The 26,888-nt window shown below is 64.6% G+C and carries 19 protein-coding genes; 9 read left to right on the top strand and 10 right to left on the bottom strand.

Annotation, left to right across the window (positions count from 1 at the left end):
• Positions 1-48: 48 nt before the first annotated feature.
• Both ACZ1J6_RS05735 and ACZ1J6_RS05730 read right to left on the bottom strand, forming a co-directional pair.
• Positions 49-2,778 carry a TonB-dependent receptor gene (locus ACZ1J6_RS05735; RefSeq protein WP_465127074.1) on the bottom strand — a complete coding sequence of 910 codons (2,730 nt, stop codon included), beginning with the start codon at positions 2,776-2,778 and terminating at the stop codon, positions 49-51.
• A gap of 252 nt (positions 2,779-3,030) precedes the next feature.
• Positions 3,031-4,701, bottom strand: a complete 1,671-nt coding sequence (locus tag ACZ1J6_RS05730) for a family 43 glycosylhydrolase (protein WP_431567133.1) — start codon at positions 4,699-4,701, stop codon at positions 3,031-3,033.
• Positions 4,702-4,901: 200 nt separating this feature from the next.
• On the opposite strand from ACZ1J6_RS05730, the gene ACZ1J6_RS05725 reads away from it, so the two are divergent.
• From ACZ1J6_RS05725 to ACZ1J6_RS05715, 3 genes are read left to right on the top strand one after another with little or no spacing between them, the layout of a single operon-like run.
• Positions 4,902-7,283, top strand: coding sequence for a S9 family peptidase (locus tag ACZ1J6_RS05725; protein ID WP_465127073.1), 2,382 nt, complete (start codon positions 4,902-4,904; stop codon positions 7,281-7,283).
• 19 nt (positions 7,284-7,302) lie between these two features.
• Positions 7,303-10,092: a DUF5695 domain-containing protein gene (locus ACZ1J6_RS05720; protein ID WP_431567135.1), complete on the top strand. Its 2,790-nt coding sequence runs from the start codon at positions 7,303-7,305 to the stop codon at positions 10,090-10,092.
• 2 nt (positions 10,093-10,094) lie between these two features.
• Entirely contained in the window at positions 10,095-11,963 is a 1,869-nt protein-coding gene (locus tag ACZ1J6_RS05715) for an Svx/AvrXca family virulence/avirulence protein (RefSeq protein ID WP_431567136.1), read from the top strand.
• A 27-nt stretch (positions 11,964-11,990) separates the two neighbouring features.
• Here ACZ1J6_RS05715 and ACZ1J6_RS05710 read toward each other — a convergent pair whose 3' ends face one another.
• A complete protein-coding gene (locus ACZ1J6_RS05710) occupies positions 11,991-12,887 on the bottom strand; it encodes a LysR family transcriptional regulator (RefSeq protein ID WP_132266091.1) in 897 nt (298 codons plus the stop codon).
• A gap of 182 nt (positions 12,888-13,069) precedes the next feature.
• On the opposite strand from ACZ1J6_RS05710, the gene bdcA reads away from it, so the two are divergent.
• Together bdcA and ACZ1J6_RS05700 are read left to right on the top strand one after the other, a co-directional pair.
• Complete coding sequence (bdcA, locus tag ACZ1J6_RS05705; RefSeq protein ID WP_431567137.1) at positions 13,070-13,783, top strand: SDR family oxidoreductase; 714 nt, start codon at positions 13,070-13,072, stop codon at positions 13,781-13,783.
• A 188-nt stretch (positions 13,784-13,971) separates the two neighbouring features.
• Complete coding sequence (locus ACZ1J6_RS05700; protein ID WP_243654233.1) at positions 13,972-14,250, top strand: hypothetical protein; 279 nt, start codon at positions 13,972-13,974, stop codon at positions 14,248-14,250.
• 112 nt (positions 14,251-14,362) lie between these two features.
• Here ACZ1J6_RS05700 and ACZ1J6_RS05695 read toward each other — a convergent pair whose 3' ends face one another.
• The 3 genes from ACZ1J6_RS05695 to ACZ1J6_RS05685 all read right to left on the bottom strand — a co-directional run bounded on the left by ACZ1J6_RS05695 (position 14,363) and on the right by ACZ1J6_RS05685 (position 16,152).
• On the bottom strand, positions 14,363-14,515 hold the full coding sequence (locus ACZ1J6_RS05695; protein WP_165921400.1) for a hypothetical protein: 153 nt from the start codon (positions 14,513-14,515) through the stop codon (positions 14,363-14,365).
• Positions 14,516-14,520: 5 nt separating this feature from the next.
• Positions 14,521-15,531, bottom strand: coding sequence for a ribosome small subunit-dependent GTPase A (rsgA, locus tag ACZ1J6_RS05690; protein ID WP_431567138.1), 1,011 nt, complete (start codon positions 15,529-15,531; stop codon positions 14,521-14,523).
• A 219-nt stretch (positions 15,532-15,750) separates the two neighbouring features.
• Positions 15,751-16,152 carry a hypothetical protein gene (locus ACZ1J6_RS05685; RefSeq protein ID WP_431567139.1) on the bottom strand — a complete coding sequence of 134 codons (402 nt, stop codon included), beginning with the start codon at positions 16,150-16,152 and terminating at the stop codon, positions 15,751-15,753.
• A 260-nt stretch (positions 16,153-16,412) separates the two neighbouring features.
• Here ACZ1J6_RS05685 and ACZ1J6_RS05680 point away from each other — a divergent pair, with 260 nt between their 5' ends.
• From ACZ1J6_RS05680 to ACZ1J6_RS05670, 3 genes are all read left to right on the top strand, one after another.
• Entirely contained in the window at positions 16,413-17,393 is a 981-nt protein-coding gene (locus ACZ1J6_RS05680; protein ID WP_431567140.1) for a sterol desaturase family protein, read from the top strand.
• Positions 17,394-17,526: 133 nt separating this feature from the next.
• The gene (locus ACZ1J6_RS05675) at positions 17,527-18,132 is read left to right on the top strand and encodes a hypothetical protein (RefSeq protein ID WP_431567141.1); all 606 of its coding nucleotides are present in this window, start codon (positions 17,527-17,529) and stop codon (positions 18,130-18,132) included.
• Positions 18,133-18,250: 118 nt separating this feature from the next.
• A complete protein-coding gene (locus ACZ1J6_RS05670; RefSeq protein WP_465127072.1) occupies positions 18,251-19,852 on the top strand; it encodes a tetratricopeptide repeat-containing sulfotransferase family protein in 1,602 nt (533 codons plus the stop codon).
• A 113-nt stretch (positions 19,853-19,965) separates the two neighbouring features.
• Here ACZ1J6_RS05670 and ACZ1J6_RS05665 read toward each other — a convergent pair whose 3' ends face one another.
• The 4 genes from ACZ1J6_RS05665 to ACZ1J6_RS05650 form a co-directional block, all read right to left on the bottom strand.
• Complete coding sequence (locus ACZ1J6_RS05665) at positions 19,966-22,386, bottom strand: TonB-dependent receptor (RefSeq protein ID WP_132266080.1); 2,421 nt, start codon at positions 22,384-22,386, stop codon at positions 19,966-19,968.
• A gap of 206 nt (positions 22,387-22,592) precedes the next feature.
• Positions 22,593-23,567, bottom strand: coding sequence for a sterol desaturase family protein (locus ACZ1J6_RS05660; protein ID WP_431567143.1), 975 nt, complete (start codon positions 23,565-23,567; stop codon positions 22,593-22,595).
• A 275-nt stretch (positions 23,568-23,842) separates the two neighbouring features.
• Positions 23,843-24,856 carry an MBL fold metallo-hydrolase gene (locus ACZ1J6_RS05655; RefSeq protein WP_431567144.1) on the bottom strand — a complete coding sequence of 338 codons (1,014 nt, stop codon included), beginning with the start codon at positions 24,854-24,856 and terminating at the stop codon, positions 23,843-23,845.
• A 17-nt stretch (positions 24,857-24,873) separates the two neighbouring features.
• Complete coding sequence (locus ACZ1J6_RS05650) at positions 24,874-25,962, bottom strand: MBL fold metallo-hydrolase (RefSeq protein ID WP_431567145.1); 1,089 nt, start codon at positions 25,960-25,962, stop codon at positions 24,874-24,876.
• A gap of 292 nt (positions 25,963-26,254) precedes the next feature.
• Here ACZ1J6_RS05650 and ACZ1J6_RS05645 point away from each other — a divergent pair, with 292 nt between their 5' ends.
• Positions 26,255-26,728, top strand: coding sequence for a CopG family ribbon-helix-helix protein (locus tag ACZ1J6_RS05645; protein ID WP_132266307.1), 474 nt, complete (start codon positions 26,255-26,257; stop codon positions 26,726-26,728).
• Positions 26,729-26,888 lie beyond the last annotated feature (160 nt).

The raw sequence follows: 26,888 nt of genomic DNA, 5'->3' as shown, positions 1-26,888 counted from the left end.
CCATGACTGCCGGGTGGCAATCATGGCGTCCCGTCGATGGGCTCTGGATCAGAAGCGGAAGCGGACGCTGCCCTGGACGGTGCGCGCCAGAGTGCGGACGCCGAGGGGAAGCAGGTCCTCGCTGCCGTGATAGCGGTAGACATCGCTGCCCAGGATGTTCGAGGCTTCCAGCGACAGCGTCATGAACGATATGGGCGTATAGTTGATCGCCGCATCGAGCCGGTCGGTTGCGCCGTTATAGGGCGAATACCGGGCGCGGTCCGAGCCCTGGCCGTCGAGCCAGAAGCCGATGCGATAGGACGAGCGGTAGTTGTAGGCCACGCGTGCGCTGAAGCTGGGCGTGTCGTAGAACAGGGTCGCGTTGGCCGTCCACTTCGAGGTGTTGGGGGAGTCGAACTCGCCCGGGAAGCTCTCCTCATCGTCGTATTCGACCCGGGCCTTGAGAATGTGCGAGGCGTTCAGGCTGACGCCGAAGTTGCTGAGAATGCCCGGCAGGAAGTCGAAGAACGACTGGACCGTGCCTTCAAGGCCCACGAAAGTACCGTCGCCTGCGTTCCGCTGCTGCTCGACATAGCCGAACGCGGCGCCATAATCTGCGAGGTTGACGCCGTAAGCCGCCATTTCGGCCGCCGATGCCTGTTCGCGGCTATAGAGCAGGAAGCCGGTGGCCTTCTTGTAGTAACTTGCCAGCGAGATCTGGCCGCCGCGACCGAAGTAGTATTCGGCGCTGACGTCGAAGGCCTGGTCGCGTTGCGCCTTGAGGCTTGGATTGCCGGCATAGACGATCGGCGGATTGCTGGTGAGATTAAGCGAATAGAACGGACGCGCGTCGGCAAAGGTCGGGCGTTGGACGTTCGTGGAGTAGGACAGGCGCAGCTGTGCTTTCGGCGTGAAATGGATAACGGCCGAGACGCTGGGCAGGATGTCGGCGTAGTTGCCCTTGCCCTCTGCGGCCTCGACGATATCCTGATTGCCGTTGGAGGCGTCGCCCGGCCGGTAGCTGAAGCTGCTCGACGTGCCCCAGGTGTTGGTGAAACGAGCGCCGATTAGCCCTTCGACGGGAATGGTGCCCATGTCGAAGCCGTAATTGATCTGCGCATAGGCCGCGAAGTTCTTTTCGTTGGAGCTGAAAGTCTGGCCGCGGTCGCTCGGCGGATCGATGGTGGAGAAGCGCGCGGCATTGGCGGGATCGTACTGCTGGATGAAGGCGCGAACGTCGTCGATCTGGCTCAGCACCAGGGAGCCGGGGATGCGGTACCACTGCATCGTCGATCCGCCGATGTCGGGGCCGACCTGGGATGCCATATCGTAGCCGGGGAACAGGCTGAGCGGAGCGGGCGCGCCGTTCACCCGGGGCAGGCCGTCGCGGTAGCCGTAGTAATTGCTCGTACGACGCTGGTTGAAGCGGCCACCGACCTGCAGGCTGCGCAGCAGCGAGGTTTCGCTGAGCTGGATCGTCAGGTCTGCCTGGGCTGCGAATTCCTTGTTCTTGGAGCCGCCGAGATTGTCCTGGAAACGGTCGACGCCGTAGGACGAGACGTCGTTCAGGTCGGCGCCGTTGAGCGTGATCGAAGGCGCGCCCTTGCTGTAGATGTCCGAGGCGAAATCGACGGAGGCGGAGGTCAGGCCCTGAGGCTTGAGAATGCTTTCGACGAAGTAGTTACCGGTCTTCGACCAGTTGTACTGCACGCCGGTATTGATCTGGACCTTGTCCGAATGCCAGTGCGCTTCGAAGTTCGTGGTGTAGAGATCCGAGTGGATCGAGTTGTACAGGGAATCGATGCCGGCATTGACGCCATTGGCGTTGCTGACGGTCAGCGATTTCACGGTTCTGCCGTCGGGCATCAGCACGATGTCGCTGTAGTTGCTGGCGTAAGGCATGTCCTGGACGTAGAGACGCTCCACCGAGCGCTTTTCGCGGGATCCGACGTAGCCGCCTTCCAGCACGAAATCGAGCTTGTCGCTGGCCTTCCACTGCAGAACCGCATTGATCGAAGGGCGCTTCACGTTGCCCTGCTCGATGCCGTACTGCGCGCGATAGGGGATGACGATGGTATTGCCGCCGACGACAGTCTGCGTGGGCGACTCGCTCTCGATGAAGTTCTCGCGGTAGTTGGTCTTGGTCCAGGAACCGTTGAGCAGGAAGCCGATCTCACCGATACCGGTCTCGATACGGTCGGCAATCAAGAGACTGCCGTAAGGACTGACTTTCTCGGACTGATCGTCGTAGGAGCCGCGAATGCTGCCCGCGACCGTAAGGCCCTTCTTGAGATCGAAGGGGCGGCGCAGTTCGACGTTCACGGTGCCCGCGATGCTGCCTTCCACCTGATCGGCCGACCGGGTCTTATAGACGTCTACCTGCTTCAGCAGTTCCGCCGGAACGTCGGAAAGGTCGATCGAGCGGCCAGCACCGAGGTTGGTGTTGTTGCCGTTGATCGTCGTCTGCACCTGGTCGAGGCCGCGGATGGTCACGCTCTGGCCTTGTCCGCGGGCGCGTTCGATCTGCACGCCGGTGACACGCGCGAGGGCTTCGGGGACATTGTTGTCGGGCAGCTTGCCGACGTCTTCCGAGACGACGGAATCGACGATCTGCTTGGAATTCCTCTTCTTGGTGGCGGCGGCTTCAACACTGCCCCGCACGCCGGTAACAAGGATATCTACGGGGGCGGCCTGGCTCTGGTCCGACAATTCGGAAGCGGTGCCCAGCGTGCCCTGTGCCCATGCAGGAGCAGCCATCCCGACCGCGACGATCGAAGTCAGTGCCGTCGAAAGCTTCAAGACTCTCAATGATTTCATCGAAAAACCCCCTGTTTTGATCCGCGGCACCTTCGATCCGATGCCCTTACTTATATCGTATACGTCCTACGATATTCGTAACGAGTCAAGGCGATTGTGACGGTTTGGAAACATTTTTGTCCGACTAGATGGGGTTCGGCGACAGATCTGAAAAGCGGATGGCAAAAGAGGCGCGGGTTTGTAACCCGCGCCTCTCCTGAGCTTTTTGAAGGTTTGCTGACCCGTTCGGTAAGATCAGGAGCAGCTATCCAGTGGCGAATTGTCCGAGCGGACGGCAATGGGCTGAGGTTTCGGAGCCAGGACTTCCCATTCCTGGACGGCCAGTGCGGCATGGGTCTTTCCGTCCGTGGAGGCGTCCATCACCGCGCGGAGGCAGCGGGTCGTGATCGCAGGGAACGAAACATCCTGGAACGCGCCGGGGGTCGTACCGTAGGCGCTGGCCCTGGGAACGGTTTTCCAGCCGCGCTTGCCGGTAGAATTCCAGTATTCGAGATGCCAGCTCGCAGGCGGCGCCACACCCACGCCGGATCCGGCCGGCTGGTCGTTCCAGAACCACAGGCGCGACCCGTCGATCGTCACCGGCTTGTCCCAGCGATATTCGATCCACTGACGCGGCGGGTTGTTCGGTGACCAGCTGCCCCACATGTCGGGCGGGAGCGGTGCTTCCTTGACGGCGCCGTTGTTCAGGGCCTTGATCCAGAACTGCACCGGCACGGGATCGTTCGAGGCGGTGGCCCAGGCCGCGCGCGCAATGTTGCGGCTGGGCGGCAAGGGGGGCTGCGGGCGCAAGGTCGGCACGACGGTGCGAATGCGCGCGGGGACAACGCTGTCGTCCCATTCCATCCTGTCCAGCGCGACGCTGCGGCGGAAGTGTCCCCCGCCTTTTGCATCCGCCGTGTGATAGGCAAGGTACCACTGCCCCTTGAACTCCACCGCGCCCGGATGGGAGGTGGTGGAGGATACGGGATGCAACATGACGCCCCTATAAGTCCACGGTCCCATTGGAGAGGGCGCGCTGCCATAGGCGATGCAGGCATAGTAGACGGCCTGCGTGCAGTCGGATTTCGGGCCGGCGTTGTTGCCGGCGTAGAGCATGTAATAGGTGCCCTTGCGTTTCATGATCCACGGGGCTTCGAAGAAGCCGGTCAGGCCGGTGACGGTCTGCTCGGGTCCCTTGGGCGTGATCATGTCGCGCGCCAGTTCCATCCCGCGAAGCTGGCCGAACGTGCCCCAGTAGATATAGACCCGCTGGTCGTCGTCGACGATCACGGTGGGGTCGATGTTCTGGATCTTGTTGGGGTAGGGCACCTTCTGCGAGATGATCGGACCGGCTGGATGGGCATCGCGCCACGGCCCCAGCGGACTGTCGGCCACGGCCACGCCGATCGCGAACTTGTCCTCGGCATCGCTGTCCCGCTCCAGCACGGGGGCATAGAGGTAATAGCGCTTCCTGCCGTCTGCGGCGCGAGTACCCTCGACGATCTGGCCGGCGTAGGCGCGGGCCTTCTCGGCCCAGGCGAAGACATTCTCCGGCTTGATGATGGCAGGGTAATGCGTCCACTTGCCGGAGGCGGGATCCGCGGTCTTCAGCAGTTGCCATTCGGGCATGATGAAGTCGTTGACGTCGCTGGCCGCCTCGTCGCGACCCGTGAGGATCCAGAGCTGGCCATCGGCGACGAGCGGTGCTGGGTCGGTGGAATAGTAATCGCCGTCGGCGAGAATGGGATTGCCGGGAACCGCAAGCTCGCGGCTGACCGGGGCGGCTTCCTGAGCGCCGACCGCCGCCGGCGAAAGGCCGATTCCAAGGATCGCCGCCCATGCGCAGGCCTGGGTTCGGGCCGAGGCGGCACCGCGGCCGAGGGGAAGGGCAGGGCGCCGGCCAGTTCCACGCCTAGTTGATTGCACGCTGATACTCCTATCGAATATCGTATACAGTGGAGGCGTTCCTGGCTTTCAGTCAATAGGTTCCTGCGCAAGTTCTGGGGTAGCGCTCTCAAACAGCGCATTAAGACAAAACTGATTATATATCGTATATTTTCCTTGATTATCGATTGGCCGGAGGTCATGACACGATGGTCTTCCGAAACAACCGAGCGATTTCAGCCGTGCGTGCTTCGACCTTACCTTTCGCGAAATCGATCAGCCTCGTTGCCCTGGCCTGGGCGGTGCCGATGCTCACGGTCACGGCCGAAGCGCGTGACGCGCGCGGCGCGGTCGCAGCCGTCCCCAGCATCGACGCGCGTTATGCCGATGCCGAGAAATACCTGGGCAGCGCGCTGGGCGACCTCATCGACAATGCCGATGTCGCGCCTCGCTTCGTGGAGGGCGGGTTGTTCTACCGCACCGGCAACCGGCTGGAGCAGCATTACCACTTGCTGGACCTTGCCAGCCAGCAGAGCCGGGAGATCACCTCCACCGCAGCGCTGCTGGCGGCGCTGACCGCTGCCAAAGGCGCTCCGGTCTCGATCGACGATGCCCGGATCGCCGATGTCGACTACGATCCCGCGCAGGGCGAAGTGCGGTTCCGCGCCTTCGACGGTGCGCTCTGGAGCCTGGATGCGGCGGGCAAGGCCCTCCAGGTCGAAGCGGCGGATCATCGCGAGATGGATCTTGCTTCGCCGGACGGCAAGACGAAGATCGTCGCCCGGGATTTCAATCTCTACGCCGTGGATATCGCCAGCGGCCGCGAAGTGGCACTCACCACGGACGGTACGCGGGAGCAGCCCTATGGCCGCTCGATCCCGGAATTGTCCGATATCCTGCGCGAAGGGACCGAGGAACCGGCCATGCCGGTATCGGCGCAGTGGTCATCGGACGGCCGCTACCTGCTGAGCTGGCGGCTCGACACGCGTGCGGTGAAGAAGCTTTCGATCACCCAGCAGAACCCGCCCGGCAGTTTCTACCCGCGCAGCTTCAGCTACGTCTATCCGCTGGCGGGGGCCGAGAAGCTGCCGCAGGCGACGCGCTTCGTGGTGGATGTCAGGCAGGCCCTGCGCAAGGGCAAGGCGCAGATCGTGCCGATCCAGATGCCGGCGGAATCGCTTCTCTACCCCGCGCCGCCGGACATGGGCTGGCTGGATGGCAAAGTCCGCGCGCTCTGGACCGAACGCGGTTACGGGCAGCAGGCCGTCTACCTCGCCGATCCGCAGACCGGCGTGGCCCGGATCGTCGTGCACGAGGCGGTGAAGCCGGTCGTCACCGTGACTTCGAGCATGATCTTCCCCGCGCCCGAACTGGGCGGCGAACTCTCGATCTCCGAGCGGACCGGCTGGGCGCAGCTTTACCTCGTCACACCAGACCTCGGTCCGGATGGCGGGAAGGCGCTGACCACCGGAGCCTGGGAAGTGCTCACCGTCGATAATGTGGCGGAGGACAAGGCGTCGCTGGTCGTCACCGGCGTCGGCCGCGAAGCATCGGGGGAAGGCGCGCGCAATCCCTATTGGCGCGCGCTGTACCGGGTTCCGATCGCGGGCGGCGAACTCACCGAACTCACGCCCGAGCCGCTCGATCACAATGCCCAGGTCTCGCCCGACGGCAAGTGGATCGTCGATCAGATGTCGAGCCCGACAACGCCCACACGTGCGGTGCTGCGCGAAGGCGCGACCGGACGGATCGTCAAGGAACTGGCGCGGGCGGACGACAGCCGCTTGCGCGGCACCGGCTATACCCCGCCCGAACCGTTCAAGGGTGTGGCCGCGGACGGCACGACGCCGATCTACGGCATGATCTATCGCCCGGCGCATTTCGATCCCGGCCGCAGCTATCCGGTGATCGACAACGTCTACACCGGCCCGACCACCACGGATGTGCCTGCCACCTGGAGCGATGCGCGGCGCGTGGCCGGCAACAGCGTGGCGCAGATCGGGGCGATCGTCGTGATGATCGACGGCACCGGCACCTCGCGGCGCGGACAGAAGTTCCGCCTGCCTGCCTTCCAGAACCTCGGTGAGGTGGGGCTGGACGATCACATCGCGCTGATCCGCCAGATGGCCGCGAAATACCCCTATATGGACGTGAACCGCGTGGGCGTGTTCGGGGGTTCGGCCGGGGGCTATGACACCGCACGCTTCGTGCTGCGCCGCCCGGACTTCTTCAAGGTGGGCGTCGCCTCCTCGGGCAACCACGACTTGCGTCTCGACAAGACCTGGTGGCCGGAAGTCTCGATGGGCTATGCCGACGAGGCGACCTGGGAGCGGAATTCGAACATGGCGGTAGCGGGCCAGCTCAAGGGCCACCTGCTGCTTGTCCACGGCGACATCGACGACAACGTGCCCATCACCGAGAGCTACCGGCTCGCCAAGGCGTTGATGGATGCCGGGAGGGACGTCGATCTCATCGTGATGCCCAATGCCACGCACAACGTCTACCGGCCCTTCTTCTGGAAGAAGCTGCGCGACTATTTCACCCAGTACCTGCTCGGCGAAACGCCGCCTGCACTCGGCCCGGTACAGCCGGCCAAGCCCGCCGTCGCCACGGCCGCCCACTAATTACCTTCAAGGATCAGAAATGAAGCGTCTCCTGAAGCCCCTTCCGCTCATTGCCCTGGTGCTCGGCACTCTGCCGGCGGCGTTGCCCACGAGCATCGCTCACGCGGAGGAGGGCGAGGCGCCGAAGCCGAAGAAGGTATTCCCCCCGATCCGCAAGACCGAGATGGAGACGGCAACCTTCGATCTCGCCTTGCGTGCGGATACCCAGACGCTGGCCCATCTCTCGCCCAAGGGTGACACCGCCTTCGACTTCGTGCCGGCCGGCCGCGAGGCCGAACGTGCAAGCGATGGCTACGTCCACATCGGCGACATCCACATCCGCCTCAAGACGGCCGGTTCCGAATGGCAGGACTATTCTTCCGCCCATGCGCGCCAGCAGATCACGGCGCTGCCGGGCGGCAAGGACGTGCTTGCCGCCGCCGACATCACCGCGTCGATGGGCACCTCCGGAAATGGCGGGGCAATGCCGCTGCGCGTCGAGCGCCGCTGGGTGAACGAGGCGGGCGTGCTCGCCATGCGGTTCACTCTGGTCAACACCAGCAGCGCCGCGATCGAGATCGGCGGCCTGGGCATGCCGATGGTGTTCGACAACATCATCCTCGACCGCGACCTGGACCAGGCCCATGCCGAGGCGAGCTTCGTCGATCCCTACATCGGCCGAGACGCGGGCTATCTTCAGGTCACGCGCCTCAACGGACAGGGGCCGGCGCTGCTGGTGCTGCCCGAGAAGGGCACACCGCTCGAAGCCTATCGCCCGATCATCGAGGCGCGCGCCGCCAGGAATGGCGATATCTTCACCGACAAGAGCCAGCGCAGCCAGGTCTCGGAAGGGTTCTACGACTGGACGGTGGCCAGCAAGGGCTTCGCCGAGAAGGAATGGGCCAAGGCCGGCCAGCAGTGGAACGCGCCGACCAGCATCACGCTTGCTCCGGGTGAAAGTCGCACGATCGGCCTCCGCTTCGTGACTGCCCCTGATATCCGCAAGATCGAGGACACGCTGGTGGCGAACAAGCGCCCGGTCGCGGTGGGCATTCCCGGCTATGTCGTGCCGACCGACCAGACCGCCAGCCTGTTCCTCAAGACGCCGAGCAAAGTGGCGAAGATCGAATCCTTCCCCGAAGGCGCGCTCACCGCGATCGCCGGGAAGAGCGGCAGCTACAAGAGCGGGGGGGGATGGTCCCGCTATCAGGTCAAGGCTTCCGGCTGGGGCCAGGCGCGGCTGACCGTGACTTATGCCGATGGCCAGAAGCAGACGGTCAGCTACTACATCACCAAGCCGCTCGAACAGGTGATGGCGGACATCGGCCACTTCACCACCACCGACCAGTGGTTCGAAGGCAAGGGCGATCCCTTCCACCGCAGCCCTGCGATCCTTTCCTACGACCGCGAGGACAACAGGATCCTCACGCAGGATGGCCGTGTCTGGGTGTCCGGAATGAGTGACGAGGGCGGCGCCGGTTCGTGGGTTGCCGCGATGATGAAGCAGCTCGACAATCCCAATGCCGAGGAAGTCGCCAAGCTGGAGCGCCTCGTCAACGAGACCGTGCTCGGCACCCTGCAGGTAGAGGATGGCCCGCAGGCGGGCGCGGTGAAGAAGAGCATCTTCTACTACGATCCGGTCGAGTTCCCGAACTACTACGATCCCAAGATCGACTGGAAGAGCTGGACGGCCTGGTCGAAGAAGGATTCGGACGATCTCGGCCGCTCCTACAACTATCCGCATGTCGCCATCGGCCACTGGGTGCTCTACCGCCTTGCGCGTGACAACCAGGGCCTGGTCAAGCAGCACGATTGGAAGTTCTACCTGGAGTGGGCCTACCGCACGTCCGTGGCGATGATGCGCGATGCGCCGTACTATGCGCAGTTCGGGCAGATGGAGGGCGATGTCTTCATCGACATCCTCAAGGACCTCAAGCGCGAGGGCCTGAGTGCCGAAGCCACGGAAATGGAGGGCCTGATGAAGGGCCGCGCCGACCACTGGCGCACGCTCAAGTTCCCGTTCGGCAGCGAGATGGCCTGGGATTCCACCGGCCAGCCCGAAGTCTACGCCTGGATGCGCTATTTCGGCTATCAGCCCCAGGCGGACGAAACGCGCGAGGTCATCCTCGCCTACGATCCGACCATTCCGAGCTGGGGCTACAACGGCAATGCCCGCCGCTACTGGGACTTCCTCTATGGCGGCAAGGTCTCGCGCATCGAGCGGCAGATCCACCACTACGGTTCCGCGCTGAACGCAGTGCCGCTGTTCGACGCCTATCGCCAGAACCCCACCGACCTGCACCTCCTGCGCGTCGCCTACGGCGGCATGATGGGCGGCGTGACCAATATCGACCAGCAGGGCTTCGGTTCGGCCGCGTTCCACTCCTGGCCCGACATGATGAAGTGGGACGCCATCACCGGCGACTACGGCATGGGCTTCTACGGCCACGCCATCACCTCGGCGACTTACATGGTGGACGATCCGCAGTTCGGCTGGCTGGGCTTCGGCGGCGAACTGACGGCCAAGGGCGCCCGGGTTCATGTCGAACCGAAGGACGGAGCCCGCCGCCGCCTCTTCATCGCCCCGGCAGGCCTCTGGATCACGCTGGAATCGGGCCGCATCAAGAGCGCCGATTATGACGCGAAGACCGGCAAGGTCGTGCTGAAGCTCGATCCGGCCACGGCGATCGCCCCGCGCGCGCGTCTCCTGTTCGAGACGACCACGGCTGGCGGCAAGACTTACGCCGCGGACACCGGCACCGCCGATCGCGGCGGCTATGCGATCGCGCTGGGCGATGCGGAAACCACCGTCACGCTAAGCCCGCGTTGACGATGAAAGTCCTGCTTCAGGCTTCGGTGCTGGCTGTTCTTCTTTCGGGAGGGGCCTTCCCGCCAGCGCCGGTGCTTGCCTCCCCGGTCACCGGCTCCACACCGAGTGCGGCCTGCGTGGCCGGGGACTGGAAGGTGGCGGCTACCGACCCTTCGGACGCGGCGAATTCCGCGCTGCCGCTCCAGATGGAAAGCCCGCATTTCGCGCTTCACTGGAAGGCGGGCACGGTCGACCCCGAAGTGGCCAGGGCTGCCGCGAAGCATCTGGAATATGTCTGGGACTATTTCCTCGGCACCCTGAAATTTCCTGAGCCGCATTGCGGCTCTGCGGGCAAGTTCAAGGTCAACGCCTATATCGGCGTGGGTTACGGCCTTACCGGCGGCGCCGATGAGCTGGGCCACATGGGCATGTGGATCGATCCCGGTGCCCTCAGGGACCGCTTCGGTCTTGCCCATGAACTGACGCATGCGCTTCAGGCCGCCACCGGCCGCCTGATGGATTCGCCCTACACCGGCTGGATGTTCGAGAGCCATGCCAACTGGATGACGGTGCAACTGCCCGAATTCCGCGAGAACACGCATTGCTCGGTGCTGCTCAAGCAATATCCGCACCTCTATTACGGCTCGACCCGCAGCCGTTATTGCAATTGGCAGTTCTTCGAATACCTCAAGGACACATACGGCTTCGAGGCGGTCAACGCGATCTGGCGGACCGCCCCCGGCAAGGACGACCCCGCGCGTCTCACAGCCGATCCCTTCTCCGTCCTCCAGGCGAGCCGGAACTGGACCCAGGCGCAGCTTAACGACGTGTTCGGGAACTGGGCGCTGCGGAACGCCAATTGGGACTACACCAATCCCGATGGCAGCGATCAGGGCGCGGTTTTTCGCCGGAACTACGGGACTTACGAGCAGACGACCGACGCCGGCATTCTTTCCGCGACAGTGCTCGATCCGGTGGACCTGCGCCGCCGCCGCTTCGCCGTGCCGGACATGTGGGCGCCGCAGCGCTGGGGCTACAATGTGGTCAGGCTGCATCCCGATCCCGGCAGTGCGCGGGTGACCGTGACGTTCCGGGGTATCGTCCAGCAAGCCAGCGCGACAAACGCGCTGCCGGGGCTGGCGGACGAGCCGGAAACGATCCCGCCGCCCGCATCCGACTGGCGCTGGGGTGTCGTCGCGGTGGGGGCGGACGGCAAGAGCCGGTACTCCCCCTTGCAGAGCGGCGCAAAGGGCGCGGCTGCGATGGCTGTTCAGGCGGGCGACACCGGCCTCTACCTCGTCGTCATGGCTACCCCTTCGCGGATGCAGAAGATCCGCTGGGACCAGCCTTATTACGCGATCTATCGCTATCCCTGGATGGTCCAGTTCGAGGGCGCGATGCCTGACCGCTGGCAGGCCCGTGCGCCGGAGCCGATCCCGGGCGGCCACCGTCACGCGAACGGCGGCGGCTGGGTCGGCCCCGCCGCCACGGTGGCGCCGGGCGCTTATGTCGGCCCCTATGCCCGCGTGGTTTCCGGCACCGTTTCCGGCAAGGCGCGGATCGAGGATCACGCCGTCGTGCTCGACAAGGCGCAAGTAAGGGACGAGGCGGTGGTTTCGGGCCTCACGGTGCTGCGCGGCGACACCGTGTTGAAGGACAAGGCCCGTGCCGCCACCGCGATGCTGGGCATAGGGGAGTACGAGAAGGGCATCGTTCTTTCGGGAACGGCGCAGAACCTTGGCGATGTCGAGCAGCGCGGCGGTTCAGCCTCCAGCGGGGTGTTCTACGGCTTCGTCGATCCCGAGAGCGTCAAGGATCCAAGGCACGGCGCGAATCTTTCCGCGCCCGTCCCGGAAGTCACCGCAAGACCGCGATACCGCTGGATCCCCTGAAAGGATCGCCCGCGCAGGGCGGCGCGGTCACGATTCCCAGTAGGGTGGATCGCCGAAGCTGCGGCGCAGGCTTTCGGCCAGGGCGCGGATCTTGGGGGCGGCGCCGTGGTCGCGGGGATAGGCAAGGAACAATTCCGCGCCCTCGGCCTGAAGCCCGATGTCGATCTCTTCCAGGGTTCCGCTGCGGACGGCGTCGTGCACGAAGAAGCTGGGCAGCAGGGCGATGCCGAGGCCCGCTGCGGCGGCATCGCGCATGACCAGTCCATTATTGACGCGGAGCCCTGCATTCGGGCGGATCACGGACCATCCCGTCTCCGTGGCAAAGCGCCAGTCGCCTGACCTGTTCGAATAGAGGATGCCGCGGTGGCGCTCCAGTTCCGCCAGCGAGGCGGGCCGGCCCTCCCGCTCGAGATATGCAGGCGAGGCGACCAGCAGGCGCCGGCTGGCGGCCAGGCGGCGGGCGATCAGGCGGCCATCGCCCACCGCACCGTGCCGCAACACGGCATCGAAGCCGTCGCTGGCCGCATCGACGAAGCCGTCATCAAGCTCCAACGAGACCTCGATATCGGGATATTCGCCAAGAAATCGCGCGAGGGCGGGACCCAGATGCAGGATGCCGAAGCCGACCGGGGCGGAAAGCCGGAGCGGGCCGGACAGTCTGCCGCTGCGGGCCGCCAGTTCCGCGGCGGCTTCCTCCGCCTCGCGCAGGATTCGCCGGGCGCGGGGCAGGAAGGTCTGGCCGCTGCTGGTCAGGGAGAGTTTGCGCGTCGAACGTTGGAGGAGCGTCGCGCCCAGCGAGCGCTCCAGTTCGGCCAGCCGCTCGCTCACCACGGACTTGGCCAGGCCAAGCCGCCGCGATGCCGCGCTGATGGATCCTGCGTCGGCCGTGGTGAGGAAAGCCACGATCCCGTCGAACTTCATCATTGTTCGGAAATCCCGTCGTCCAGTTCCGGCATTTACCGGCTAGTTCGAACGATGCCCGCAAGGCATCTACAAGTCCAGAGGGCGGGCCGAACCACCTTGCCGGGATCTTCCCGGGGAGGCGGCCCACCGGCAGGATCTGGTTCCAGAGCCTGAGAGACAACCACGAGAATGGAGACAAGGTCATGAATGAATTCACTGGCAAGAACGTCCTGATCCTCGGCGGCAGCCGCGGAATCGGCGCTGCAATCGTCCGCCGGTTCACCGCAGGTGGCGGCGATGTCGCCTTCACTTACGCCGGTTCGCGCGAAGCGGCCGAGGCCCTGACAGCGGAAACCGGCGCCGTGGCGATCCGCGCCGACAGCGCCGATCGCGGCGAAGTGATCGCTACCGTGGCCGGACGCGGCGCACTGGACGTGCTGGTCGTGAATGCCGGCACGCTGGTGCTGGGCGATCCGCTGGAACTCGATGCCGACGCGGTCGACCGCATGATCGACATCAATGTTCGCGCGCCCTATCACGCCGCCGTGGAAGCGGGACGCCGGATGAACGCCGATGGCCGCATCATCGTCATCGGATCGGTCAATGCAGACCGCATGCCTTTCGCGGGCGGGGCGGCCTATGCCCTGACCAAGGCGGCCATGCAGGGCATGGTGCGCGGCCTGGCACGCGATTTCGGCGACCGGGGCATCACCGTCAACAGCATCCAGCCCGGCCCGACCGACAGCGAAATGAACCCGGCCGAAGGACCCATGGCAGCCACCATGCACAGCTTCATGGCGATCAAGCGCCATGCCCATGCGAGCGAGATCGCCGAACTCGCGGCCTTCGTCGCCGGCCCACACGGGGCGATGATCACCGGCTCCATGCAGACCATCGACGGCGGCTTCGGGGCTTGATCGTCAGTGCGCTGAAAAGGCTTCAGTCACTTTAGCAACAGGGGCCGGGCGAGAGCATTTCCTCGTCCGGTCCGTCTGCGCGTTGCGGCTTTCCCTCATGCGCAAGACCAAATTACCCCTACTCCGATAGCCCAATTGAAACCCTTCCACGAGGCGCGCATTCTTGGTTACGTTGAGGAGACTCGGTAGTGGCAAACGAATGCATTGCGTATCGTGATTCAAAGGGGGGCCTTCACGGCTCGGCGGAAAAGGCCACGCTGGAAGACCTGGCCGGCGTTCTGGGGCGCGTGGGAGACGAAGGCGGCATGACGGCCGGCGTTGCCCGCATGATTTTCGACAAGCGGGCAGAAATCGAGCGGGTCTTTGCCGAGCACGACGCCATCATGGCTTCGGCCGACAGCCGCCGCCCGGAAGATCCGGTGGAACTCATCACCACCCCGGCAGCACAGATCCACGTCGTGAACTAGACTGCGACTAGCGCGCTTTGCCTGGTGCTGGCGACAGCATCCAGGCGTGAGCGCGCTTGAAGTTCGCAGTGCCGCCGTCCGATGCCCATGCGGACATCCTTCGGCGGAGTCTTCAGGCCTTGCGGGCCTTGTGTTCGGCCAGGAGCTTGTCCAGTTCGTCGATCCGCAGCCGCTCGGGCGAGCCCTTCGGAAGGCCTTTCAGGCGGCATTCGGCCCAAAGGCTCCTGCGTTCGGACTCCAGAGCCTTGAGATAGAGGTCAGCCACGGTGTTTATCTCCTGTCGCTGCGGCCACGCCGTTCGGGCACGCCAGCGGTGTTGTTGATGTCTTCGGCGGAGAGCTTGCGCCAGCGTTCCAACCGCTCGGGCTCCAGCGTGCCTGCGGCGAGCGCTGCCTGTATAGCGCAGCCCGGCTCCTTGTGATGCCCGCAATTGGAAAAGCGGCATTGGCTGGCGAGAAGCGTGATGTCGTCGAACACTTCGGCAAGGCCGGTGGCGGCCTCGGCCAGCTTGAATTCGCGCATGCCCGGGGTGTCGAGTAGCCAGCCGCCGCCCGTCAGCCGGTGCATTTCGCGCACGGTCGTGGTGTGGCGGCCCTTGCCGTCATGCTCGCGCACGGCCTGGGTGGCGATGCTGTCGGACCCGCGCAGGCTGTTGACCAGGGTGGACTTGCCGACGCCGGAGGAGCCCATCAGCGCCACCGTCTGCCCGGGGCCGCAGCGAAGAGAGAGATGGGCAACGCTCTCAGGGTCGCGGGCGTTGACGGTTTCTATCTCCAGGTCGGCCTGAAGCCCCAGCGCGGCCTTGCGGAAATGGTCGAGCCGATCCGTCAGGTCGATCTTGGTAAGCACGAGCACGGGCGTGACGCCCACTTCGCGGGCCAGCACCAGATAGCGCTCCAGCCGCGGCACGCTGAAATCCTGGTTGCACGAGGTGACGATGAACAGCGTATCGACATTGGCGGCAATCAGCTGGACCCGGCGGTCGTTGCCGGGCGCGGGGCGCTTGAACAGGTTTTCACGGTCCAGCAGGCGCTGCGCTTCGTGCTTTTCCCGCCCGACGAGCATCCAGTCGCCCACGGCGGGGCGGTCTTCCGGTCCCCGGGAAGCAGGCAGGCGCGACGATATCAGCCCCTCGAACTCGGCGCCGACGACGGTGACGAGGCCGCGATAGACGGCCATGATCCGTACCGGCAAGGTATCGCGTCGTTCGTCTTCGGAGAGCTGGTTGCTGAAGAACGGCCTCCAGCCGAGGTCTGCCAGCGAAGGGAGGGGCGCATCCATGAGCAGCGAAGGGGCTTTCCTGTCGATGTCCGCAAAGCTGCGGGCGGTGCTGAAACGCCGGACGGCAGCCGCGCGGCGGCGTGACGCGGCGAGGTCCCATCGATCGGCGCCGGATCATCACGGCGCATACACATCAACGGGGCCGTTGGATATGCCCAGTTCGCAAAAAGCCGCAGTCCGGCGGCAAGGGGCGTGGCAGCCGCCCCGAACGCGGCGCTATCAGTTGCTGGCCTCGGCACCGCGATGATAGCCGTAGCCCGGTTCGACGCCCCGAATGTCGAACGTGAACCACGCGCTTTCGCCGTAATCGTACAGCTGGACGAAATGGTCAGTGACCTGGGCGGAATAGGCGTGGTCGGCGCCGCGGTCGTGGCCGCGGACCTTGGCACCGTCGATCTCCATGGAAACGAAGGCTTCTGCGCCGGTGTCGTAGATCTCGGGAAGGGTGCCGCCGAACTTCACCGCGCGGTCGCCATCGAAGCCCTGCAACTGGGTGCCCCGGCTCTCTGCGGCGATCTGCAGATCGCGCTTGGCCGAATGATCGAACACTCCGGCGACTTTCTTGCCGGCGACAAAGGCGTAAGCTGCTGCGGCGATCATCGCGCGGGTTTCTGGAAGCATGCCCTTATGTGCCACTCCAGGGGCAGGGAAATCAAGCCTTCTCGGCGAATCGCGCCAGCGTCTGCACTGGGAGCGGGGAGGCTGCCAAGGCGCGGCGCGCAGAGCATGGCTTTCCTGCAGGAATGTGGCAGTCGATCCAAAACCCGCAGGTCCCGGCACGATTAGCGACGATATGCTGTAGACGCGAGCACGACTCCGTATTACTATGATTCCAATTAGTATTACTAAGACGGGTGGAAGAATAATACGAGGGCAGGCGCATGGACGGAGTTCGCGTAGGTAAAAGGCTGATAGGCACTCAGGCACCGGTCACGGTGGGCTGGGAAAACATTCCCCGGGTCGAGGGCGGTCCAATCAAGCAGTTCGTTTTCACCTGGTTCCAGCCCACAGTGCTCTTCGCGCTGATCCTGTTCTGGTACTATGCTCCCAATTCCATCGCCAAGGCATCGACCGCGATCGGCATCGGCATCGGCTTCAAGGTGCTGTTGCTGGCGATGGAATGGAAATTCCCCCGCCACGAAAGCTGGAACCTCACCTGGAAGGAACTGGTGACCGACCTTTTCTACGTCGGGTTAGGCTATACCGCGCTCCGCATGGTCGATGGTTATATCGGCGATGGCGCGATGATCGAGGGCATCCAGCACTTCTTCCACTCGGACAAGTTCACCTGGTTCCTGGGCATGCCGCTGCTGCTGCAGGCTTTCCTGATCGCCTTCATCTTCGACTTCGGGCAATACTGGATGCATCGCGGGATGCACAACTGGTACCCCTTGTGGCTGTCGCACTCGGTGCACCATTATATAACCCAGCTGAACATCAACAAGGGCGCCGTGGGCAACCCCACCGAGCTGTTCCTGATCGGCCTGGGTATCGGCGGTTTCTTCGATTTCCTGCCGCGCGCCGCGCTGCTGGCCGGGGCTTTCGGCATGGCGATCGGGACGTACCAGCATATCAACGTGCGCTTCAACAGCCCGCGCTGGTGGCGCTTCCTGTTCAACACCACCGAGCATCACAGCCTGCACCATTCGCAGGACTTCGAGGCCAGCCGCAGCAATTATTCCAATACCTTCATCTTCATCGATCGCATCTTCGGCACTTGCGTCGATGGCGAGGCGGAGCTGCTCGGCATGGAAGGCGGCCGCCGCATGTCGATCCGCGAGCAGATGACCTATCCCTTCACCGAGGGCTGGAAAACGCTGAAGGAGCGCGTCGCCCGTCCCGAGGCGGTACCGGCCGAGTGAGCGCCAGAGTGAGCGCCTGCCTGCACGGTCGGCCTCCTCGCTCCGCCATGCCTTGCCCGAAGCGGTCGTTCGCGGCCCGGCTTCAGCCCTGCCGCGCGAAGCGGCAGGGCGGGGCTCTCCACAAGGAGATCACATGAACCTGCGTTTCATCGACTGGATCTGGCATGTCCGGGGCAGCCTGGCTCTCGCGCCCGACCAGTCCGGCGACGATGCCTTTGACAGGCTTCGTCCGCTTTTCCGCCAGACCGGCACCAGCCACGAGCGCAACAGCGACCGGCTGGTCTTCCAGAAAAAGGACCAGGCTGCCCAGGACAAGATGTCCGTGTTCGACGGCGGCGTGCTGCGGATCGAGAAGGGGCTGGCCGGATCGGTGCTCCATTACCACCTGACCAGCCGTGCCCTGCTGTTCTGCTTTCTGGCGCCCCTGCTTTTCCTGGCGTTTGCCCAGTTGACCGTCGTTCTCGGCAAGTTCGAGAAGCCCGCCACGGAGACCGAAAGCAAGAGCGCGAAATCGGCCAAGGATGACGCGGCGCTGCCGATGAACTTCATCGACAAGGCGCTGGGCGCCCCTGCTCCCGAAAAGAAGGATCCGAAGAAGCCCAAGGAAAAGGACAAGAAGCACTTGCCCACGCCCGGTTATGTCTTCGCCGGTATCTTCGCGTCGCTCTATGTCGTGGGGCGCATTCTGGAGGACAGGCTCGTCCGGTCCCTGTTCAGGAAGAAGTTGCTGGGATCGTAGCCGGTCGCAAGGCCCGGGCATCGGCCGCGCCGGATGAGATGGACTTGTGCGGGCGCATATGGTTTCTCTTCCTCATGGTTCTGCAAAGCATGACGAGAGCGATGGGTGATTTCCTGTCTTGCTGACGGCCGTTTCGCCCGCGATGCTTGAGCGACAGGCGCGTGCCGCGCTCGCGCAGGGCGATCTGTCGCAGGCTGCCGCGGCGGCGCAGCAACTGGTCGCGGCCGATCCGCTTCGGGCCGAGGGTTACTTCCTGCTGGGCATGGCGGCGGCGGAAGCCGGCCATGTGGCCAAGGCCATTCCCCTGCTCGAGGCCGCTGCCGCGCGGGGCGGGCAGGCCGAGCATCTGGCGCAGCTCGCCAGATTGCTCGTCCTCGTCCGGCGCGAGGGAGAGGCGGGCGCGGCAGCGCGAGGCGCCATGGCGGCGGGGCCGGGCGATCCGCTCACCTTCGATACCATCGGCTGCGTCCTGGCGCGGCTTGGCGACCATGCGGGATCGCTGGCGCCCTTCAGCGCGGCGGTGGATGGCGAGCCCGAAAACCTCGACTACCGTTACAACCTGGCTGCTGCCTGCGGCTTTACCGGCAAGGTCGAAGCGGCGCGGGGCCACTACGAGGCGATCCTGGCGCGCGATCCGGGGCATGGCCGCGCGCATTATGCCCTGGCGATCCTGTCGCGGCAGTCGGTGCAGAGCCACCATGTCCCGCGGCTGGAGGCGGCGCTGGCCTCGGTCCCGCGGCCGGAAGATGCGCTGCGCATCCGTTACGCGCTGTCCCGCGAACTGGAAGACATCGGCGAGAGTGCCGCCTCGCTGGCGCACTTGTCCGCGGCCAATGCCGCGCAGAAACGCGCGCTCCGCTATGACTTCGCGCAGGACGCAGCGATCTTCGACGCGATCGAGGCTCTGTTCGGGGGAAAGCCCGCCGAACTGGCGCGCGGCGCGGGGGATGGCAGCGAAGCGCCGATATTCGTGGTGGGCATGCCGCGTACAGGCACGACCCTGGTGGATCGCATCCTGTCTTCTCATCCGGCCGTGGAGGCTGCGGGCGAACTTCAGGCCATGCCGCTGGCGGTCAAGCAACTGGCGCTGCCACATCTGCCCGGCGCACCTTCGCGGCAGGTCATCGACCCCGAGACCGTGGCGGCCAGCGGCAGGATCGAACCCGCTGCGCTTGGCGCGGCCTATCTGGCGCGCGCGAAAGTTCACCGCATCGGCGAGAAGCCGCGCTTCACGGACAAGCTGCCCGCGAATTTCCTCTACATCGGCCATATCCTGCGCGCCCTGCCGGAAGCGAGAGTGGTCTGCCTGCGCCGTCATCCGCTGGACACGGCGTGGAGCAACTTCAAGAACCTCTTCGCCAGCCAGTCGGCCTACTATGCCTATTCCTACGATCTCATGGATACGGCGCGCTACTATGCGCGGTTCGACCGGCTGCTTGCGCTGTGGGAGGAAATCTGGCCCGGCCGCGTGCTGCAACTGTCCTACGAAGCGCTGGTCACGGACCAGGAAGGGGAAACGCGCAGGCTGCTGGAGCACTGCGGCCTGGACTGGGACGCGGCGTGCCTGTCCTTCCATGAGAACCGCTCGGCCGTCGCCACCCCCAGCGCGGCGCAGGTCCGCCGGCCGATGAACCGGGACGGGATGGGCAAGTGGCGCGCTTACGAGGCGGCGCTGGCCCCCGCGCGCGACTGGCTGCGCACCCAGGGCATCGAGGTCTAGCCTCCCGAAAGAACAAGCGCCGCCGCCTCGGAAGGCGGCGGCGCCTGCGATGATCGGCGCGGGGGGAATGGGGCACCGCGCGGTACCCCATTCCCCCTGCTATCCGACGTTTCTCAGTACTTTATCCGTGCTTCCACGCCGACCGTGCGCGGGTTGACCACGGTCTGGCGGTAGTAGCGCACGGCGACACCGTCGTTGACGCCGATGCGCGAACGGTCCTGACCCACAGAGACGACTGCGTACTTGTCGAAGATGTTGTTCGCGAAGAGGCTGACGGTGTACTTGTCCGTCTCGTAGGACAAGGTCGCGCGGTGCAGGACGTAGCTGGGGATCTTGTCCCCGTAGCCGCGGTCCCAGCCAATGCGCGAGACGACGTTGCCGCGGTAGGTCGCCGTCCAGTTGGCGCTGATGCTGCCTTCGCCCATCGGTACGGTGTAAGTCGCACCCAGGCTGCCCGCGTTCTTGGCCGAGCCGGGAAGCCGGTCGCCCGAAAGCGCGTCGAGCTGCGTGAATTTCGGCCGCCCGTCGTAGTCGTTCGGTGTCGTGCGGATGGTGATGATCCCCGGCACGTCCTCGGTCAGCTTCGCATCGGTGTAGGAATAGCTGCCCTGGATCGCCAGCTGCGGCACCGGCTTGAACTGGAACGAGGTTTCGAAGCCCTGCGACTTGGCCGAACCGCCATTGACGGTGATTCCGGTCACGCCGTAGTACGTGGCGGAGTCGACCTGGATGCCGTCCCACTTGATGTGGAAGACATCGAAGTTGAAGGACAGTTTACGGTCGAACAGTTGCATGCGCACGCCGATTTCCGCATTGCGCGTCTTGTCGGGTCCGTACTGGACTTCGTTCGGCAGGGCGCAGGCGTTCTGCTGGTTGGCCGGAACCGGATCGGGGCATGGCGCCACGCGGTTCGGGCCGCCGATGCGATAGCCCTTGCTGTACGTGCCGTAGACCATGAAGTCAGGCGTGAAGTTGTACGAGGTGTTGAGCTTCCACACCCAGCCGTCCTTCTTGGCCTTGCCGCCGGCGGGATCGACATCGTAGGGGCTGAGCGGGTCGCCCAGCAGAGGCAGCACCAGCGCGCCCTGCACGTCGGAACTGTACTTAAAGTAGCGAGCGCCGCCGGTGATCTGCCATTCCGGCGTGATCTTGAAGGTGCCTTCGCCGAAGACTGCCTTTTCGGTCACCTTCGACTTGGTGTAGCTGACATATTCGAGATCGTCGGGATTGCCGGTGACGCCGTAGAAGTCGGACAGGCCAGGCGTGTGCTCGGCATAGTCGTTATGGTACTTCTGCTGGTTGTAGAAGCCGCCCAGAACCCAGTTGAACGGGCCGCCATGGCGCGAGACCAGTCGAATCTCCTGGTTGAACTGCTTGCGGCGGCCGTCGCTTTCGTTCCAGCTGGAGAAGGCGGGGAACAGTTCGTAGTCGTAGTCGAGATCCAGCAGCAGGTCGGTGTTGTCGGTCTGGCTGCGGGTGCGCACGTTGGTATAGGCGGTGGTGGAGACGAGATCGACGATATCGGCGATGTTCGCGTTGATTTCCATGCTGGCGAGGTGGGCGCGGCGGTTGACCGGCTCCTCGTAGCGGGCGGCGTTCTGGTACTTGCCGGTGCCCAGCACGCCGTTGCTGTTGGACTGGGCGCCGTCCGTGCGGGTGCGCTGGAAGGCGTAAGTGAAGATCGCCTTGAGGTCTTCGGTGGTCTGGATCAGCAACTGGTTGCGGGTGGTGAAGGTCCGCTCGAAGTTCAGGTCCTTGCTGCGGCGCAGATTGGCGGCGAACTCTTCACGGGTGACACCGTCCGTGCCGCCGGGCTGGGGTAGGGAAACGCCGGGCGTCTGCAGCAGCAGCGGATAGTCGATGAAGCCCGGATCGTAGTAGTATCCGGTGGCCGAACGGAAGGCGACATGGTCGCGCACCAGCGGAATGTTGATCATCCCGTCCAGCTGGTAGCCGAAGTTGTCGGAGTGGCTTTTCGTGGTGAGGCGGCCGTGAACCTCGCCTTCGAATTCCTCCACGTTCGGGCGGTTGGGAATATAGCGAATGGCGCCGGCCAGCGTGCCAAGGCCGTAGAGCGTGCCCTGCGGGCCGAGCAGGGTTTCCACGCGCGCGATGTCGAGCAGCTTGAAATCGTAGAAGAGCGGCACTTCGCCCAGGTAGATGCCGAGGGAGTCGTCGTAGTTGGCACCGTTGGAATCGACATCCGAGGCGTTGAGGCCGCGCAGGACGATGGAGCCGGTCGAGCCCGGGCCGGTATCCGAGATCGTCAGGCCGGGGGTGAAGTCCGCCAGGTCGCGCACGTCGTCGATCCGCTGGCGCGAGAGTTCTTCGGCGCCGATCGCGGAGATGTTGATCGGCGTATCCATGATCGTCGTGGCGCGGCGCGTTCCGGTGACGACGATGGCGTCACCTTCCTGGATGGCCGCGGCGGGTGCGTCCTGGGCGTCCTGTGCCATGGCCTGCGTGGCACCGGCGGCGCCCGTGAAGAATGTTGCGGTCAGCAGCGCTGCCCTCAATTTCGCGCGATGTGTCATGTGCTTCCCTGTCCTTGGCTGAGGTTCCCCGGGCTCCGGCCTGCCTGCGCCGAAGGTCTCGGGTACCGCTTTTATTGGCATGACGGGCCGGCCATCTTCGTGGATGTCGCGCCTGCGCGTCTCTGGTTCCCGACATCGCCTTTCGGCGGGTCGAGGGTCTTCGTTTCAGTGCGGCGTTTCACTGCGGCCGGTTCGATCCCGGAGGATCAGCCGGTCGCCCGCACCGAATTGCCGCGCTTCGCTTCCGCTCGGCGCGCCTGGGCACGGTCGAGCAGAGGGCGGAAGGGGAAAACGAACTGTTCCCGGATCGACAGGCGACGGAGGTCGTCCTGTCCGACGACGCTGGCCTCACCCTCGCGGTAAGTGCCGAACAGGCGGTCCAGCAGGATCAGCGAATTGGCGTAGTTGCAGCGCGTGCTCTCGTAATCGGTCGAGTGATGCAGGCTGTGGTGCCGGATCGTCGTGAAGAAGAGCGAATAGAACTTCGGCGGATCCGCGCGCACATTGGCATGGGCGAACGTGGAGACCGCGCCCAGGATGTTCAGCCCGCAGAACACGGCGGCGGCCGACAGGTCGAACAGGGCCAGCACGCTCAGGCCGATCAGGAACAGTTCGATGGGGTTGCCGACGTAGCCCTTCGCGGCGTTGAGCTGGGTGATATGGTGATGCGGTGCATGGGTCAGCCAGAAGGGCGTGAAATTGTGCATCAGGCGGTGCATCCAGTACTGCCCGAACTCGATCACCACGATCACCAGGGCAACCTGCACCAGGAAGGGCAAATGCGCGGCCCATTCGGTGGTGATGCCCAGCGACTGCTTCAGCGCCTTCAGCGGATCTTCCGCCAGATGGGTCGAAACCCAGGAAATGGCAGTCGCGCCCAGCACCACGTAGAACAGGTCGGTAAAGAACTCGCGCCGATTCATGCGCCAGCCGGCGTGGCGCTCGTTCACCCATTCCAGCCCCAGCACGCTGAGCGTGATCAGGGAGGAGGTGACGATCAGCGTCCACGAGTTTTCGATCACCGCCTTGGGCGCGAAGGCCCAGAACGCCGCGATCACCACGAGATAGGCCGGCGGCACCAGGTTGAACAACCACTGCTTCGTGGTGTCTGCGGTCCGGTCGGCGTCGGCCGATCGCTCGTTGTCCGAGAGAACCGTGCAGGAGATTGGCAGTTGTTCCATCGAAAACCCCCCATCCAGGCCAGTGGACCAGCCTGCTGTTACAGATTCTCTCTCCCGGATTTTCATCGCTCTGCCTGGCGACTTGATACACGGTATGGATATTACGTTTCTCGTCAAGCGTATTAATGTCGGTTTGACTTGTTTTGGTACAGTCGGCCTGGAAACGCAGGATTAATGCCGTTTTTCGGCGGCGAGGTAACACTGGCGCATATCGCCGCAATCGTCGGAGCGGTGCTTCCGCTGCGAAATCGGGATGGCGATTCGCCGCGGAAGGTTCAATCGTAGCGATAGGGATTGCGGTCGATGGTGGTCGTCCCGCGCGTCTGGTTGCAGAGGAACACGGTGCCAGTAAAATAAATCCCGGGCTCGGTGATCGTCTGGGCATGGGCATAGGCTTCGCGCAATTGCTGCACGGTCATTTCCACGGGGGCCTCGTCCGACTGGTAGGTCAGGCCATAGGGATAGTCCTGCCCGTCCTTGCTGATCTCGACATGGCATCCCATGACGTGTGCGACCGGATGAGTGTCGCAGAAATCGATCAGGCGTTTCATGCTGTCGAACCAGGGCTGCCAGAAGCTGATGTAGCATCGGCCGCGATAGAACATGTCGCCGGTATAGAGGATCTGCGTGTAGCTGTCGTAATACGTGAACTCGGACACGACATGGCCGGGCGAGCCCCAGATCAGGATCTCGCGGCCGCCGAGGTCCAGGGTCACGCGCTCCTCGGGAAATCGGGTCATGCCCCAGAAGCCGACCATTTCCTCGTGCGTAAGGCCCATGTACCGGGTGTTCGGCCGGTCTGCGAACTGGTTGGTCGCGGCGTAGTGGTCGGCGTGGAGGTGGCTGAACGCGACGAGCAGTTCCAGCGAGGCGGGATCGCGCCCGTTGCGGCGGCACCAGTCGTCGATGCACTGGTCCACCACACCGCGCAGGTCCCAGTCGTTGCGAAGCTGCACGAAGCCTTCGTCCAGCAGGAGCACGCGGTCGTTGCCGAAGTAGAGCGGAGCGAACGGCGCCTCGTAGCTGTAGGCCTTGTTCTGCCGCAGGATGGCCGTATGCGGATTGTACCAATGGACCTGAACGGGCGGGTCGGTATTGTCCATGCAGGACGGCGAACCGCAGATCCAGCGCTTGGGGAAACTGCCGGCGGCAGGAAGGTTGCTCGTGAAATCGATGGGCGCCGGCCGCGCGGCGGCGGCCGCCGTGTCGGAGAGGGCCGCCAGGGACAGCCCGGTCAGCGGGACGGCGGCGACAGCGGCATTGCGCGAAAGGAAAGTGCGGCGATCCATGGAGAGGGTCCTTGGCGTCAGAAGGGGCGCGGCGGGTTGATGTCGGGCACGCCCTCGGGCCAGACCCTGGTCTTCTGGTCGGGGCTGACGCCGTTGAACAGGACGAAGTCCGGCCGGATCAGCATCATGTCCTTGCCCTGGATCGCGCGCGCGTGGGTGAGCGCCTCGTCGATCAGGTCCGGGGTCATTTCCAGCACCCGCTCATAGGGTTTGTAGGTCGCGAAGCGGGGATAGTATTTGCCCGGCACGAACATCATCTCGACGTGGCCGCCCAGCAGCCACTTGACCGGCTGTTGCCGCACGAAGTCCCGCAGCCGCTCCAGCGAGGCGACGAAATCGCGGTCGTTGCCGATGTTGATCTTGCCGGGGAACAGCAGGTCGCCGGTGAACAGGAAATCGCAGTAGGGGTCGTGGAAACTGACCCCGTCCCGGTGCGTGCCCGGCGTCGGGATGACGCCGATGACGCGGCCGCCCAGATCGATCCGGCCCGATCCGGAAGGCCAGCTTGCGTCGAGACCGTAGAAGCGCTTCATGAGGGCAAGCGGCTTGGGCACGATCGTCGTGTCCGGCCGCCCTGCGAACTGGACCAGTCCCTGGTTCTGTGCGGCATCCTCTCCCGAGGTGAGCGCTACCGTCAGGGGCACGGACTTGCGTCCGCGGGCCTGGCACCAGCGGGCAAGGATGGCATCCACCGTCTCGCGCAAGGGATAGGCCTGCGCATTCGCGGTGGCGCCGGTATCGATCAGCAGCGCGCCGGCATTGCCGAACAGGAGGTAAGTGAACGGCGCTTCCCAATGGACGCAGACGTTCTGCCGCAGCACGAACGTGTCCTCGTTGTACTGCACCACCTGCACGCGCGGATCGCGGTTCCGGGCCGCGACGTTGGAGCCGTAAGTCCAGCGAAATGCCAGATTGCCCGGTGCCGGACCCTCGCAGGCGTAGTCATGGACCACGGCCGTCTTGCGGTGCAGCGGCACTGCGCTGTCGGTATGGCGCGCACCGGGCGGGTTGTAGCCCAGCGCCGGGTTGCCGTTGGGATAGGTCCGCGCGGTGGCGGACTGCGGATTGCCCGACAAAGCGGAATTATAGGCTGGATTTTGCGCCACGGAGTTCCCCGATATGTCCGCACGAAGTCCGTCACGTTATCGATATTACCAAACTCTGCAATGGTAATATTTACGGGCTATCCCCGTAACACGGCCGGGTTTCGGGCGCGGACCCTCCGGGCATGAAGCGCGGCACGCTCTTGACACCCGTCCCCCAACCGGCCCAGCGTCGATCGCAAAGGATCGTCCCGCCCTCCGGTTTTCGGGACGAAGCCGCAGATGCAAGGATTATGACGATGGCCCAAGGGGATGCAGCGTGAAGACCGACGCCGCCAGTCTGGCCCGGCTCAGCATGAGCCTTCCCGCCGACCTGTTCCGCCAGCTCGATGCGATGGTCGAGGAACGCGGACTGCCCTCTCGCTCGCAGCTCATCGCCGAGCTGATCCGTCACGCCCTGGCCGAACATGAAGCGCTGACCCGGCCGGAAGAGATGCTGGCGGGCACGATCACCCTGGTCTACCGGGGCGACAAGGGCCGGGTGCGGCATCAACTGGCGCAGAGCCAGGCGGAGTACCTGAAGGAGGTCATCTCCTCGCAGCATGTGTTCCTGGAGGATGACCAGTCGCTCGAAGTGTTGCTGGTGCAAGGTCCCGCCGCGCGGCTGAAGGATCTTTGCGATGCCCTGCGCGCCATTCGCGGCGTGCATCAGCTCCAGCTCGTCACCACGACGGCGCTGCTTCCGCCGCTGCATGAGCAGGACGAGCTGGCGGGGACGGCGGACCGCGCCGCACGCAAGCGGCAATCCGAGGACGAAGTGGCGGCCTGATCTCTCGGGCGCGAGCGGGGCGCGGATCGCGCGTTCCCGCGCACATGCTCCTGAGGCCGCGTCAACCGCTCCCTGTGCCGCGCCGTCACGCGCGGCAGCTGGCGCAAGTATTACAAAACACGCGCAGCGTAATAATTTTCGATGGACAACCTTTCGAATC

The sequence above is a fragment of the Novosphingobium sp. BL-S-21 genome (genome assembly GCF_055521655.1).
The sequence above is the reverse complement of the archived record's forward strand: the minus strand, read 5'-3'. Positions and strand labels throughout refer to the sequence as shown.